15 protein-coding genes, 1 tRNA gene and 1 pseudogene are annotated in these 13832 nt (G+C 56.2%); 13 read left to right on the top strand and 4 right to left on the bottom strand.

The window, feature by feature from the left end:
• The 6 genes and pseudogenes from APY94_RS13765 to APY94_RS11695 all read left to right on the top strand — a co-directional run.
• Positions 1-114 (top strand): annotated as a pseudogene (locus APY94_RS13765) (3-phosphoglycerate dehydrogenase); the annotation flags it as partial.
• A 563-nt stretch (positions 115-677) separates the two neighbouring features.
• Complete coding sequence (locus tag APY94_RS11715; protein ID WP_058939801.1) at positions 678-881, top strand: hypothetical protein; 204 nt, start codon at positions 678-680, stop codon at positions 879-881.
• A gap of 17 nt (positions 882-898) precedes the next feature.
• On the top strand, positions 899-1723 hold the full coding sequence (locus APY94_RS11710) for an ATP-binding protein (protein WP_058939800.1): 825 nt from the start codon (positions 899-901) through the stop codon (positions 1721-1723).
• 31 nt (positions 1724-1754) lie between these two features.
• Positions 1755-2015 carry a hypothetical protein gene (locus APY94_RS11705; RefSeq protein WP_157065544.1) on the top strand — a complete coding sequence of 87 codons (261 nt, stop codon included), beginning with the start codon at positions 1755-1757 and terminating at the stop codon, positions 2013-2015.
• Positions 2016-2030: 15 nt separating this feature from the next.
• A complete protein-coding gene (locus APY94_RS11700) occupies positions 2031-2885 on the top strand; it encodes a fumarate hydratase (protein ID WP_058939798.1) in 855 nt (284 codons plus the stop codon).
• A complete protein-coding gene (locus tag APY94_RS11695) occupies positions 2876-3400 on the top strand; it encodes a FumA C-terminus/TtdB family hydratase beta subunit (protein WP_058939797.1) in 525 nt (174 codons plus the stop codon). The genes APY94_RS11700 and APY94_RS11695 overlap by 10 nt, the downstream gene beginning before the upstream one ends.
• Here APY94_RS11695 and APY94_RS11690 read toward each other — a convergent pair.
• Complete coding sequence (locus tag APY94_RS11690) at positions 3372-4658, bottom strand: NAD(P)-dependent malic enzyme (protein WP_058939796.1); 1287 nt, start codon at positions 4656-4658, stop codon at positions 3372-3374. The genes APY94_RS11695 and APY94_RS11690 overlap by 29 nt on opposite strands.
• Positions 4659-4796: 138 nt before the next feature.
• Here APY94_RS11690 and APY94_RS11685 point away from each other — a divergent pair.
• The 3 genes from APY94_RS11685 to APY94_RS11675 all read left to right on the top strand — a co-directional run bounded on the left by APY94_RS11685 (position 4797) and on the right by APY94_RS11675 (position 7679).
• Positions 4797-4874, top strand: a tRNA-Ala gene (locus tag APY94_RS11685).
• Positions 4875-5146: 272 nt separating this feature from the next.
• Positions 5147-6253, top strand: a complete 1107-nt coding sequence (locus APY94_RS11680; protein ID WP_058939795.1) for a M20 family metallopeptidase — start codon at positions 5147-5149, stop codon at positions 6251-6253.
• 115 nt (positions 6254-6368) lie between these two features.
• Positions 6369-7679: an RNA-guided endonuclease InsQ/TnpB family protein gene (locus APY94_RS11675; RefSeq protein WP_058939794.1), complete on the top strand. Its 1311-nt coding sequence runs from the start codon at positions 6369-6371 to the stop codon at positions 7677-7679.
• Between the two features lie 63 nt (positions 7680-7742).
• On the opposite strand, the gene APY94_RS11670 is transcribed toward APY94_RS11675, so the two are convergent.
• Positions 7743-9680 carry a S16 family serine protease gene (locus APY94_RS11670; protein WP_058939793.1) on the bottom strand — a complete coding sequence of 646 codons (1938 nt, stop codon included), beginning with the start codon at positions 9678-9680 and terminating at the stop codon, positions 7743-7745.
• Positions 9681-9855: 175 nt separating this feature from the next.
• On the opposite strand from APY94_RS11670, the gene APY94_RS11665 reads away from it, so the two are divergent.
• Genes APY94_RS11665 through APY94_RS11655 form a run of 3 tightly spaced genes read left to right on the top strand, consistent with a single transcriptional unit; the run spans position 9856 to position 12161 of the window.
• Entirely contained in the window at positions 9856-10407 is a 552-nt protein-coding gene (locus tag APY94_RS11665) for a universal stress protein (RefSeq protein ID WP_058939802.1), read from the top strand.
• 13 nt (positions 10408-10420) lie between these two features.
• A complete protein-coding gene (locus APY94_RS11660; protein WP_058939792.1) occupies positions 10421-11707 on the top strand; it encodes an ArsB/NhaD family transporter in 1287 nt (428 codons plus the stop codon).
• A 4-nt stretch (positions 11708-11711) separates the two neighbouring features.
• Positions 11712-12161, top strand: coding sequence for a universal stress protein (locus APY94_RS11655; protein ID WP_058939791.1), 450 nt, complete (start codon positions 11712-11714; stop codon positions 12159-12161).
• Here APY94_RS11655 and APY94_RS11650 read toward each other — a convergent pair.
• Together APY94_RS11650 and APY94_RS11645 are read right to left on the bottom strand one after the other, a co-directional pair.
• Positions 12158-12412 (bottom strand): hypothetical protein, encoded by a 255-nt coding sequence (locus tag APY94_RS11650; protein WP_058939790.1) that lies wholly within the window; start codon positions 12410-12412, stop codon positions 12158-12160. The two genes, APY94_RS11655 and APY94_RS11650, sit on opposite strands and share 4 nt — an antisense overlap.
• Entirely contained in the window at positions 12409-12918 is a 510-nt protein-coding gene (locus APY94_RS11645) for a winged helix-turn-helix transcriptional regulator (RefSeq protein WP_058939789.1), read from the bottom strand. The genes APY94_RS11650 and APY94_RS11645 overlap by 4 nt, the downstream gene beginning before the upstream one ends.
• 94 nt (positions 12919-13012) lie before the next feature.
• Between APY94_RS11645 and APY94_RS11640 the strand changes: the two genes are divergently transcribed.
• Positions 13013-13832, top strand: an 820-nt coding sequence (locus APY94_RS11640) for a TldD/PmbA family protein (RefSeq protein ID WP_169791818.1), incomplete at its 3' end; no start/stop codon positions are given.

Genomic DNA, 13832 nt, shown 5'->3' with positions numbered 1-13832 from the left:
ACCAAGCTTGACAACGTTGTCCTGACCCCCCACATCGGCGCCTCGACTGTCGAGGCCCAGATGAGGGCCGGCGTCCAGGTCGCGGAGCAGATAGTTGAGGTTCTGAAGGGCTGATGCCCTTCTTCCCTTTAGTTCATCTTCAACTTCTCGCAAACCTTTACCAGCATACTGCTGACCTCCTCCCCGCCGTGAAGGGGGAGGGTTTCAACAAGTCAATCCCTCGCCAGTGACGGGGAGGTTTTCGGGCGCTCATTCGCCTACTCCCGTCGCCGGTTTCAGCTCGACCCGAGGGCTCGGCCTTGAACCCGTTACCCCTACCGCCAGACTGGATTGGGGTTATCACTCAAAGGCCACTCCCGGGTTTCAAACCGCTTTCAAACCGCTCGAAGGCCCTTTGAAAGACGCTTAACAGCGTCAACCACTCCAAGGCGGAGTGGTAACTGAAACCCCCTCTCACCGGGTTCTTTTGAGTGGCCCCTCCGAGGCCTTACTACACCCCAAAGTTCAAAAGGGTTTCGGCGTTTAAGGGCTGTTGGGCAGTTTATTGCATCCCGCCCTAAAGGGCAAGGCTTTCAAAAGAAAAAAAGGAAAAGTTTACCAGTATGGTGGTACGATTTTGATGAGAAGTTTGCCAGTATAGTGGTAGACTTTATAGGGAGTTTGAACTAGTTTGTCCTATGAACGTTGAGGAACTTAAGAGGGTGCTGGCTGATCAGTGGGATACCCTAAGCAGGAAGCTTGAGCGGGAGAACATCGTCGGGAGAGAGCTGAAGGGGAGGATCCTTGCTAACTTCAGCCCAACGGCTCACATAATAACCGGGCCGAGGCGCTCCGGAAAATCTGTTCTCTCGGCGACCTTCCCGGCAGACCACTGTACGTGAACTTTGAGGATCCTGCGATGGCGGGTTTCGCGATTGGGGACTATAGGAGGCTTATGCAGGCAGGTTACGAGCTTTTTGGTGAGTTTGATTACGTGGTTCTTGACGAGGTTCAGGAAGTCGAGGGCTGGGAGAGGATGGTTTCGGTTCTTAGGGACGACTATCCAACGGTGGTAACGGGAAGCAATGCCCGGCTTCTTTCACGGGAGTTCGCAACGTATCTGACTGGAAGATACCTGAGCTATACACTCCTGCCGTTTTCGTTCAGGGAGTTTTTAACGTACCGGGAAATTGAGCCGGATGTTAAGACAACGAAGGACGAGGCTCTGATAAAGAGGGCCCTAACGGAGTACATCGAGCGCGGTGGCTTCCCGGAGGCTCTGCACTTCGGCAGGGAGTACCTCATAAATCTCTACAACGATATCATCACGAGGGACGTCATAGTCCGCTACGGCCTCAGAAACGTCCGTGAGCTGAAGGAGGTCGCCTTCTACCTCTTCTCGAACTTCGCCGGACGATTTACATACAGCAAGACAAAGAACGCCCTCGGAATCGGCAACATCGAGACGGTGAAGAACTACGTCGAGTACCTTGAATCTGCCTACCTGATTTTTGAGCTTCCCAAGTTCTCCTTCAAGCCCAAAGAAGTTGTGAGGAGCGATAAGAAGGTCTACGCAGTTGACACGGGAATGCTCAACGCGGTCCTGCCAAAGGTTTCGGAAAACATCAGTAGGCTCATGGAGAACGCAGTTTTCATTGAACTCCTACGGTTCAAATATTACATTTTTCTTTTGAAGGCCTCGTCCTTCAGGGCGGGGAGGAGGTCAGAAGAGACCCAGTGTTGAACTCTACCATTATCGGGACACTAAGGGCGAGGTGGACTTTGTTGTGAGGGATAAAGGAGAGACCGAACTCATACAGGTTACGTATGCCTCAAGTGAGGATGAAGTAGCTTCAAGGGATGTGGAGAACCTTTTCAGGGTTATGAAACTGTTTGGTGTGAACAGGGGGACGCTGGTGACGTGGGACTACTCCGATGAAATGGTAGAGAACGGGCTGAAGGTCGAGGTGGTTCCCTTGTGGAGATGGCTTTTAAATTCTCACGTCAAACTTTTTAATCAAGACCCCAACCTTTAGACAGGTGAATGCCAATTGCTTGTCGATGCCATCGTTGAGGCGATAAGGTTGGCCGTCACGAGGATCCCGGACGACGTTGTTTCGGCTCTCAGAAAGGCCTACGAGCGTGAGGAGAGTGGGGTGGCCAGGTTTAACCTCGAAAACATCCTGAAGGCCGTAGAAATTGGGAGGGATGGCTCGATCCCCGTCTGCCAGGACACGGGAACGCTCACGTTCTTCGTGAGGGCAGGGGTTGAGAGTCCTTACCTTCGCGGGCTGGAGGGGGCGATAGTCGAAGCGACGAGGAGGGCGACGCGGGAAGTCCCGCTCAGGCCCAATGCCGTCGATGTTCTGAACGGGAAGAACTCCGGGGACAACACCGGCCTGTTTGTCCCTGTGGTTCACTGGGAGCTGGTTGAAGGGAGCGAAATCGAGATGGCAGTTCTCCCCAAGGGGGGCGGCAGCGAGAACTGCTCCGCCCTCGCGATGCTGACCCCAGGCGAAGGATGGGAGGGGGTGAAGCGCTTCGTCCTTGAACGGGTCAGGGAATGCGGTGGCAAGCCGTGTCCGCCGGTGATACTTGGGATAGGTGTCGGTGGGGGCGCGGACCTCTCGCTGAGTCTGGCCAAGAGGGCCCTGCTCAGGAGGGTGGGCGAGAGGAATTCCGACGGTAGAATAGCGGAAATCGAGGCTGAGCTCCTAGAGGAGGTCAACTCCCTCGGAATAGGTCCGATGGGTATGGGGGGCAAAACCACCGCGCTGGACGTCAAAATCGAAGTCGCCCACAGGCACCCCGCGAGCTTTCCGGTCGGTTTGATAGTCCAGTGCTGGGCCAACAGGAGGGCTTTCCTCAGGATAAAGCCGGACGGGGGGATTGAGGTTTGGCAGTGAGGCTGAGAACTCCCCTGGGTGAAGAGGACGTCCTGAATCTCAGGGCCGGCGATGTGGTTCACCTCTCAGGGACAGTTTACACCGCCCGGGATTCGGCACACAGGAGAATTCTGGAGCTCGCCGCGAGGAGGGAGCTTCCCTTCGACCTTGATGGGGCCGTGATCTACCACTGCGGGCCTGTGATAAGGAAAGGTGGTGGGGGCTATGAGGTTGTCTCGGCGGGCCCCACAACCAGCGCGAGAATGAACCGCTACCTGGAGGGGATTCTCTCCCTCGGTGTCCGCGGGATAATAGGAAAGGGAGGGATGAACCCAGGGCCCTTTAAAGGCCGGACCGTTTACTTCGCCTTCACTGGTGGAGCTGGCTCCCTCGCGGCGAAGAGCATAAAGAACGTCAGAGAGGTGCTCTGGCTCGACGAGCTTGGCACGCCGGAGGCGGTGTGGGTTCTTGAAGTCGAGGATTTCCCGCTGCTGGTGGCGATAGACGCTAACGGTAGCTCCCTCTACGGTCGTTGAGGGGCGCTATCTCCCGCTCGTAGAACTCCCTCCAGCGCCTCAGCCTCTCCTCCACCTCTTCCCCGCTCACGCGTATCCTTGCAACGTTTTCGCGCATCGCTTCCTCTGCAACCGCCCTCGCGACCCTCGGGTGGACGTCGGGATGGAATGGTGAGGGGATTATCTCGTCCTCGTCGGGTTCGATTGTTTCCGCCATGGCCAGTGCGGCGGCGATGACCATCCCGTCCGTTATGGTTCTGGCCCTCACGTCGAGGGCCCCCCTGAAAATCGCCGGGAAGCCCAGGAGGTTGTTCACCTGGTTCGGGTAGTCGCTCCTGCCGGTGGCCACGATCCTTGCGCCCACCTTTTTGGCTTCCTCCGGGAGTATCTCCGGCGTTGGATTGGCGAGCGGGAATACTATTGCGTCGTCGGCCATGCCCGCTACCCACTCCCCCCTTATCACCCCCGGCCCGGGCCTCGTGAACGATATCATCACGTCCGCACCCTTCAGCGCCTCCTCCGGACCCCCCTCAACCCCCTCGGCGTTGGTCTTTTCAAGAAGCCCGCCGCGGTATGGGAAGATCTCCTCAAGCGGAAGGTCCGGTGTTAAAATCCTCGGCTCCCCGTTCACAAGCTCGACAACGCGGACGTTCCCAGGGGGTATTCCGGCCTTCGTGATCAGCCGGAGGGTGGCGAATCCCGCTGCCCCCGCCCCGAAGAGCGCGACCGTGATTTCGCCAGGCTTCTTTTCGACCACCTTCAGCGAATTTATGAGCGCCGCTAGGACGACGCTCGCGGTTCCCTGCTGGTCGTCGTGGAAGACGGGAATTTCGAGCTCTTTCCTCAGCCTCTCAAGGATGTAGAAGCATTTCGGGGAGGAGATATCCTCGAGGTTGATTCCCCCGAAGGAGGGTGAAACGGCTTTTATAACTTCGATGAGGCGGTCCGGGTTTTTCTCGTCCACCACTAGGGGAAACGCATCAACTCCCCCAAAGGCCTTGAAGAGCAAAGCTTTCCCCTCCATGACCGGGAGTGCCCCGAGGGGCCCTGTATCCCCGAGGCCCAGGACCCGCGTTCCATCGCTCACGACGGCTATCGTGTTTCCGCGGTTGGTGTATTCAAAGGCGTCCTCGGGATTTTCCCTTACCCTTCGCGAAACCTCCGCTACACCTGGCGTGTACGCGAGGCTGAGGCTCTCTCCCGTGAGGGGAACCTTGGGTATTACCTCTATCTTTCCGTTCCCTATGAAGTTGTCCCTGTGAAACGTTAGGGGGTCCATCCCACCACCGGGGTTTGTTGGCATGTATGAGTTAAAAGGGCTTTGGTGATTCTAAGTCTTTGACATTGATATGGAAACAGAAGAAGCTGAGGGAACCAAAAGCTTTTAAACCCAGGGCCGGTTCCTAATACCGGGTGTGGGCCGGTAGCTCAGCCTGGTATGAGCGCCGCCCTCGCAAGGCGGAGGCCGCGGGTTCAAATCCCGCCCGGTCCACCAGAAAACAAACTTCCTGTTCTTGGTACATTCACCGTTTCTGGTTCCCCTGCCGCGTTACCTTCTGCTCGATGGTATATTGGCTGAAATACATCCGTTCGTGAGTGCTGTGGGCTTAGTACTCGCCTTGATAGATGTATAATCCTTTCCCGTGGAATTCAGGGATTCCTTTGGCATTTATTGAAAAAAACTGGGACTTTGGTCAAATTTTGTTCAATGTTATTGGGGAAAATTACTTAAGTACTTTGTTGTTTTTATCATTCGGTGAGGATTATATGGAATTTGATCTCCTGAAGGAACTGGTGTCCATAAGCTCCCCGTTTGGGAAAGAGGAGGAAATCTCCCGATTCATCGCTTCGTTTCTCGAGGAACACGGCTTTGATGTAGAGCTCCTTCCCGTTGAGGGCTTTGGGAGCGACGTGATAGCCCATCTTCCTGGGAGGAGCTACACCGTCGTTCTGAACGGCCACATGGACACCGTCAACCTGTCCCCCGGCTGGACGAAGAACCCAAAGGGAGAGCTGGAGGGCGACCGCTTCTACGGCCTGGGCAGTGCGGATATGAAGGCGGGCCTTGCGGCGCTCCTGGCCGCGTTCGTTGAGATGGCGGAGCTTCCCCGAAAGGAGCGGCCCACCGTGATCTTCACCGCAGTCGTCGATGAGGAGGGCTACTCCAGGGGTGCCTGGGAGCTGATACGAAGTGGGAAGCTGGACAGGGCTGACGTTGTTCTCGTCGCCGAGCCGACGAACGAGAGGCTCATGCTCGGCGCCAGGGGAAGGTTCGTCGTTCAGGTGGAGGTCTTCGGGAAGAAGGCCCACGCGGCGAGGCCACACGAGGGGCTCAACGCCATAGAGGAACTGGGAAGGTTCGTCGGCTCCCTCTGGAAGATACGCTTCAGGAACCACAGGAAGCTGGGGGCAGGCTCGTACTGCACCCTTAGTATTGAGGGCTCGGCCGACGGCCTGAGCGTCCCGGACTATGCCAGGGCGATAATCGACAGACACGTAGTCATCGGCGAGGACTGGGAGAGGGTCAGCTCCGAGCTTCTCAACCTTGCGGGGAGGATAAAGCTGAAGGGGAACATCAGGGTCTCGAAGTTTGAGAGACCGACGCCGGATATGCTTCCCTACGTCGTCAGGGAGAACGACCGCTTTGTGAACATCTTCAAGTCCGTCCACCGGACCGTCCTTGGAGGGGAGCCCGAGATAATCTACGGCCGGAGCGTGGGGGACTTCAACTACTTTGGGACTTACCTCAACAAGCCTACGCTGGTTTACGGGCCGGTCGGTGGCAACTGGCACGGGAGCGACGAGTGGGTGAGCGTTGAATCCCTGAGGAGGGTGAAGCGCGTCTACGTTGAATTCCTGAAAGCGCTGGTTTGACCTTTTTCTTTTTCAGGCCTCGTCCTTTGGGGCTGGGTAACGGTCAACCGCCTAATAAGGCATCAAGCGGAAAGCAACACTCTTTTAAGGCCTAACAATCATACCATACTTTGGAATGAAGAGGACTGTAACCCTTAAACTCCAGCCAAGCAAGGAGCAGGAGAAAGCCCTCTTCGAGTTAGCTCACGCCACCGCAGTAATCTGGAACAGGCTGAACTACCAACGGCTCAAACAATTCAAGGAATTCGGGAAAATCGACTTCAACGGGACGGAGAAGAAAGCATACCACGAGTTCAAAAACTGGATTGGGGGCTCGACCGTCCAGCAGTTAGCGAGGAAGAACGCCGAAAGCTGGAGGTCATTCTTCTCCCTCAACAGGAAGAAAAAGTCCGGAGAACTGCCGGAATGGTTCAGGCCAAAACCACCGGGGTTCCTCAGGGAGGAGAACGGGAGGAAGCTTTTCATCATCCCACTCCGGAACGATCAGTACAAAATCGACGGGAACGTCATCGAGTTGAGGCGCCTTGGAAAGTTTGGAAGACTGAGGATTCAATTCAATGGGAGGATCTACCTGAAGGGTAAGCAGGGAAGACTGGAAATACAATACGACCCCGTAAGGCGGAAGTGGTACGCTCACTTGAGCTTTACCGTGGAAGAAAAACTAATCAATGACGAGTGGGTTGAAGTTCCGAAACAACCCTTAGGCAACCTTTCGGCAGGAATCGACCTTGGGGTGAACAACCTGATGGCCGTTTACGTTGAGAACGGCGAGAGTTTCTTGGTCAGTGGGAGACCATTAAAGAGCATCGCCTTCTACTGGCAGAAGAGAATAGCGGATTATCAGTCTAAACTCAACAAAAGCGGAGCGAAGAAGGGCAGAAAACTCCGGAGAATGCACGAGAAGGCCAAACTTCAAGCCAAGCACTACATTAACACTGCCGTTAGGCAGACTGTGGAGAGGCTTTATCATCTTGGAGTTTCGAGGATTGTCGTTGGTTATCCAAAGGGAATAGCGAGAGGCTCGGAGAAAGGCAGGAAGCAGAATTTCCTCCTCTCCCACGTCTGGCGGTTTAATACTGTCATTAAACGCTTGAAGGAAGTGGCTGAGGAGTATGGTATTCTGGTTGTGCTTGTTGGTGAGGCTTTCACTTCCCAGCTTTGCCCTCTCTGCGGCCAACGCCATTCTAATGCCCGCTTTGTTAGGGGTTTATTTAAGTGCTGTGGGGAGGGCGTTGTTATGAACGCTGACTTAGTTGGAGCGTTTAATATTTTGAAAAAAGCCGTGAAAACGATAACCCCGAGCCTGCGGGGTTTAACGGCGGGTAGGGGTAATGGGGGGAAGACCCTCCCCGAGGGGTCGAAGACCCGCTTTTTAGTGGGTTTCAATGAAACCCCTCGAACCTCCCCGCGTTTGGCGAGGGGTTAACTCGTTGGAACCCTCTCCCTTCAAGGCGGGAAGGAGGTCATTGCCTAAAAAAGAAAGTGGTGGTCAGAGCTTTCTTCCAACTAGAGCACCGACCAGAAACGCCCCCACTGCCGCTGCCGCCAGTGCCGCGGCGGGGAGTCCTTCCGACGTACCTTCCGACCGGGTGCTGGTGGAGCCATCGGTCGGAGTGGACGCGCCGGTGGGTATGATTATCTGCGGTACGTCGGTTGAGTTGTCCTGGGGCAGTGGGGTCTGCTGGGACGGCGCGCTGAGGAAGAGGCCGGCCGTCTCCCTGGCGTACTGGTAGAATATCATCGCGGTCTGCAGGTCTTCGATACTTCCGTTCTCCTCCGCACTCTTCTCGTAGCTCTCGGCGAACTCGTAGTAGGCCATCGCGAGGACGGGCGTGACGCCCTGGCTCTGGGCCACTCCTATGGCCGTCTTAGCGTCGTCCTTCATGGCCTTCATTTTGTCCATCAGCACGCTCCGGTTGTCTATACCCAGCGTGTCGAGGAAGACCTGGGCCCTCACACGCGCCTCCATCGCCGTGAAGAGCGCCGCCGAGTACTTGCCGTCCTCGTAGTACTGCTCCGCCTGCTGGATACTCTGGCTGAGGTCGCCCCCAACGGTGCCGTACATCGACTCGATGTAGGTCACGATGAGGTTGGACTCGTCGATGTAGTCCCTCGCTGTGGCCTTGACGACCTCTCTGCTTATCTCGTCCTTTCCGGCGAACCTCTCTCCAAGGTGCGCCCATAGCTCTGCGGTTTTGGCCCTCTCGTAGGCGTATGCGGCATCGCCCACGGCGTCCCAGTAGTCGCCGCTGTAGTAGTACTTCCACGCCTCATCAAGCAGCCCCTTGGCCTGCTCCACCCTCTCCTCCGCGGCCGCCACGGCCTGGAGCATCGTGACGCCCTTTATGGTTATCCCGGAGACGGTGCTTTCCGATGCGTTTATCTGGCTCCCCGCGATCTTGAGGAGCCTCTGAACATCGTCCTGGGACTTCACGTCCAGGTACCAGTCAACGTGCCGTATCATTATCCTTGCCTGGAAGTCCTTGCTGAGTGCGGTGTAGTACATGCCGTCATCGATCGCTTCCTTGGACTGGTTGAGAACGGCACTGGCCTGGTTCAGGGCCTCCATCAGTGTGGTGTACGTCGCGTAGCTGACGTCGCTGTCCTTGAGCTTCTGGAGGGTCTCCCTGTAGTATGCAGTAGTGTTTTCGTAGTCGCTCAGAGCGTCGTCTCTGAGGAATGACGTATCGACGCTGACGTAGGAGGGGGTCTCGGGCCTCGGTATCCTGCGCCCTGTGAAATAGTAAACGGCGTCGTATATGTCCTTTATCTCAATAACCGTCAGACCCCAGCGCTCTTTTGCGTAATCTACCACATCCACCTTCTTCGTCTGGGTGTTTATCTCCACTATGCCCCCTATCTCCTTCTTCTGGGTCTCCTGGACGTACTGAACCCGCTGTCCCTCGGGGATGAGGAACACGTTGGCCCCGACGCCGTGGGCGGCGGATGCCTTCTCCAGTATGCCGCCAACCGGGCCGATGGTGCCGTCCGGGTTTATCATTCCCGTCATCATGACCTTTGGATTGACCTTCCATCCCTTGAGGGCTGCGATTATTCCGACGGTCATGGTTCCCCCGGCCGATGGGCCGCCGATAATTGGAGAATCGGCTTTTATCTGAATGAAGACGTTGTACTTGTTCATATCCACGCCGAGAACCTTGCCCGCTATCTGGGCGGCAAGCCTCGCGCTGGCCTGCATATCGACCTCCGCCAGGGGCCAGGTCTCCACGTAGACGTGCCCCGTTCCGGGTGTGACTGTTATCACAAAGTCGGTGGCCACTCCGACGAGCTCTCCGTTGGAAGTCTTTGAGACTGCCGGTGCCTTCAGAACAACCGTGTGTCCCTCTTCTGGGCACTGGGCCGCTGCAAATCCTGCGAACGGCAGAATCAGCAGGGCTATGAGAAGCACGGCCACTGTTCGCTTCATACTCTCACCCCGCACACACCTCTGCGGCTTTTAATAAAGGGTTTGTGGTTCATCCGTTTAACTGAAATGTCGTTGGGCAACCTTTTTTCTTTTCAGAGTCCGGCCCCTTGAGATGGGCAGGGAGCCAGAAAAAGCTTATATATTCCTCTTCTTCCTTCAGAAGGTGGGGATGGGAATGGACATATTCAGCAAGCTCATCCAGAGGAAGTTCCAGAACATCGCCGCGGACAGGTACGAGGAGATAACCCGGAGGTACCGGGAGTTTTTGCTCCTTCCTGAGGAGTTCGTGCTTCCGGAGGTTCGTTCGATTCTGATCCCCATCGACAGATTCTCCAGCGAGATACCGGAGGAGCTCTACGACACGCTAAGCGCTTACAGCGGTGCGTCCGTGACGCTCGTTTATATCTCGGAGAAACGGACCCTGGCGCTCATTGAGCAGACCCTTGGCAGGAAGGAGGCTGAAAAGCTTAGAAGTGCCAAAATGGAATTTGCTAGAGCCCTCGTTCTCAAAATAGCTCCGAGGCTTGAGGAGCTGGGCCTTAGAATAGAGCGGAGGCAGTTCATAGGGAGCAAGAGTGACGACGTCATAAGACTCATGGAGAACGAGAACTTCGACCTCCTCGTCGTGTCTAGGAGCTACGGCTCGGAGGTCACCAAGACGTCCCCCGTGAGCCCCGTCGTTCTGAAGATAGTCCAGCATCTTGAGAGCCCGGTTATAATCTACTAGTTGGGTGATGACCATGGAGCAGACCATCGCAGCAGGAATAGCCGTCGCAGTGTTCCTGGTAACCTACGCCATGATAATCAGCGAGAGGGTTCACAGAACGGTCGCGGCCCTCTTCGGTGCGGCCGTTGTGCTGTTCCTCGGCATAGTGCCGTGGGAGGCACTTCCCGAGCACCTCGACCTCGACACGCTCTTCCTCCTCATCGGCATGATGATAATCGTCAACACCTCCAAGGAGAGCGGTCTCTTTGAGTTCATAGCCATAAAAACCGCCAAGTTTGCCAGGGGGAGTCCTATGAAGGTTCTTCTGCTGTTCTCCGTTGTTACCGCAGTCATAAGCTCGGTTCTTGACAACGTTACGACCGTCCTGCTATTGACCCCGATGCTCCTCTACATAACGCGCCTAATGGACATCAATCCTGTCCCGTTTCTCCTAGCGGAGGTCTTTGCCTCCAACATAGGTGGAACTGCCACCCTCATTGGAGATCCCCCCAACATAATGATAGGCTCCGCGGCCAGGCTGAGCTTCAATGAGTTCCTCTTTAACATGGGGCCAATAGCGCTCGTGGACCTCTTCACTTCCCTCGGGATAATATACCTAGTTTACCGGAACGCCATGAAGATCAGCGACGCCAAGAGGGACAAAATACTTTCGACCCTCAGTGAGCTCGATGAGAGGGATGCCATAAGGGACTACTCCCTCTTCAAGAAGTCCGTGGCGGTCATACTTGGGGTAGTCATGCTCTTTTTCATCCACGATCGGCTGGGGATTGAGCCGGCAGTCGTTGCCCTCACCGGCGCCTCCGTTCTCCTCCTGTGGAGCGGGATGGACCCGGAGGAGATCCTCGAAAAGGTCGAGTGGACGGCAATATTCTTCTTCATGGGCCTCTTCATACTCGTCGGTGCCCTCGTGGAGACAGGCATCATCGACGGGGTTGCCCGCTGGATACTGGGATACATCGGGAACACCGGCGAGGCGCTGATTATAATAACCTGGTTCTCCGCGGTCTCCTCCGCCATAGTGGACAACATCCCCCTCACTGCGGCGATGATACCCCTCATAAAGGCAATGGGGAGTTCGATGAACGTTTACCCGCTCTGGTGGGCCCTCTCCCTCGGAGCCTGCCTCGGCGGCAACGGAACTGCAATAGGTGCGAGCGCCAACGTGGTTGTCATCGGTATCGCCAGCAGGGAGGGCGTTCGGATAACGTTTATGGACTTCCTCAAGGTTGGGCTTGTTATAATGTTCGTCACCGTTGCTATAGGACTGGGGCTGCTCTGGATAAGGTATATAGGGGTGTGATGTCATGCGGATACTCGTCCTCGTTGATGGTTCGAAGTGGAGCCAGAAGGCGGCGCTTCACGCCATCGCCATAGCCAAAAAGAAGAGGGGAAAGGTCATACTCTTCTCGGTCCTGGACAGGAGGGAAGCCAGGGCCATGGCCTTCAACCTGGGAATGTTCAGCGAGAACCTCTCGGAGGTTGAGAGGTTTGAGGAGGAGATATGGAAGGACATGAAGAGGAGCATCAAGCACCTGATGACGAACCTCCTGGAGCTCTGTCAGGAGGAGGGCGTGAACTGCTCCTTCAGGATAGTCGAGGGTTCTGCCAAGGAAAAGATCCTCGAAGAGGCCAACTCTGGGGGCTACAGTCTGGTCGTCATGGGTGCCTACGGCAGGAGCGGAAAAACGAGGATAGGGAGCCTTCTCGAGGAGGTAGTCGGTCTGATAGGCCCCCCGGTCATGGTGGTTCGTTAGCGCCTCCAGAGCGAGAGCACTAACAGGGCCAGAACGACCACCTCCAGGGCGCCCACCACCAGCCCCACGTCCCGCTCTATCCACGCCGCCAGTTTGGCGGTCTCTATCGTCTTTTTGATTGCGAGCAGGAGGAAGGCTATCACCAGGTACATTGCCGGGCGCAGATGGCTCTTCCTGTACGCGATGAATGAGATTCCCGCCAGCGTCAGCGCAAGGATCAGCGCCATGATAGCGAGTAGGGTTTCCATCATTCTCCATCACCCACGCTCGTCAGCAGGTCTATCAGGTTGTCGGCCAGCTTCTCCCACAGGCTCGGCCGGTACTCCTTTATCAGCCTTGCTATCAGCTCGGGATCGTAGGAGAGGGTGTATATGACGCTCCTGCTTTCCTTCTCCGCGGTCACGACACCGAGCTTTATCAGTTCGTTCATGTGGTAGCTCACCGTCGGCTGGCTGAGTCCAAGGCTCCTCGCCATGTCCTTCTGGTTCTTCGGCCCCTCCATGAGGAGCAGTAGTATCCTTCTCCTCGTCTCAGTGGATATGGCTATGAGCAGCCTCTGTGCCTTCTCCTCAAAGCCTTTCGGGAACAGGTAGCGCCTCTTGCCCGTTTTCCTTGAGAATACTCTGCCCTCCTTTTCGAGTTTCCGGAGATGGTACTGCAGGTCGCCTATTCCTATCCCGAGCTCCCTTGCCAGCTCCCGGAAGGTTATCCCCGGCTTGTCCGTGATAGTTTCGAGTATCTCGTTACGCCGCTCCATGGCCAACCCTTAAACCCTGTGGTTCATCCATCTATACCCGTCCTCTATGACAACCCATATAAAGGAACTCCCTTTTATGTCCATCGGTGTGCGTATGGAGGAACTGGTGAGAAAGGCCGAGGAACTGGCGGGACGTTACGGTATACCATATTATGAGATTAGGATAACCCGTGTCACGGCAACCCATCTCGGCATGCAGAACGGCCAGCTGGAGGAGCTTTCCCTCAACACCGAGATGGGAATAGGCGTCAGGGCGTTCAACAGCGCCTGGGGTTTCTCCAGCGCGAACGACATGAGACGGGCGGAGGGCGCTATAAAAACAGCGATGAAAATTGCGAGGCTCTCAAGAGGGAAATCGGAGATTTACCTCGGTGACCCCGTGAAGGACAGGGCGGTGGTCGGTGTTAAAAAGCCCTTCACGGACATCGACATCGAGGACAAGCTCGCCCTGGTGAAGGAGATCGATTCTCTTCTGAGCGGGGATGCCATCTCAAGCAGGCGCGTCCACTACGGGGACGGTCTCAAGGAGACCTTCTACTTCAACTCCCTGGGAAGCGAGATAGAGACGGTGACCCCTCGCCTTCGAATCGCCCTCTCGGTTACTGCCAGGGAGAACGGCGAGATGCAGGGCTACTGGAAGAGCTTCGGCGGGACGGCTGGCTGGGAGCTGCTGGAGGGAATAGACTTCCCCCTGTGGGCGGACCTCATTAAGGAAAAAGCCGTCTCTCTCCTCCACGCCCGCTCGCCGCCCTCGGGCGAGTTCGATGTGATAATGGACCCGGAGCTTACCGGAGTCTTCATCCACGAGGCCCTTGGTCACGCCGCCGAGGCGGACGCCGTCAAGAACGGCGACAGCATACTCGCGGGCAGGCTGGGGGAGAGAATAGCCGTTGAGGGGCTCACGGTCGTTGACG

The organism is Thermococcus celericrescens, from assembly GCF_001484195.1.
In the GTDB taxonomy this organism is placed as follows: Archaea; Methanobacteriota_B; Thermococci; order Thermococcales; family Thermococcaceae; genus Thermococcus; species Thermococcus celericrescens.
The sequence above is the reverse complement of the archived record's forward strand: the minus strand, read 5'-3'. Positions and strand labels throughout refer to the sequence as shown.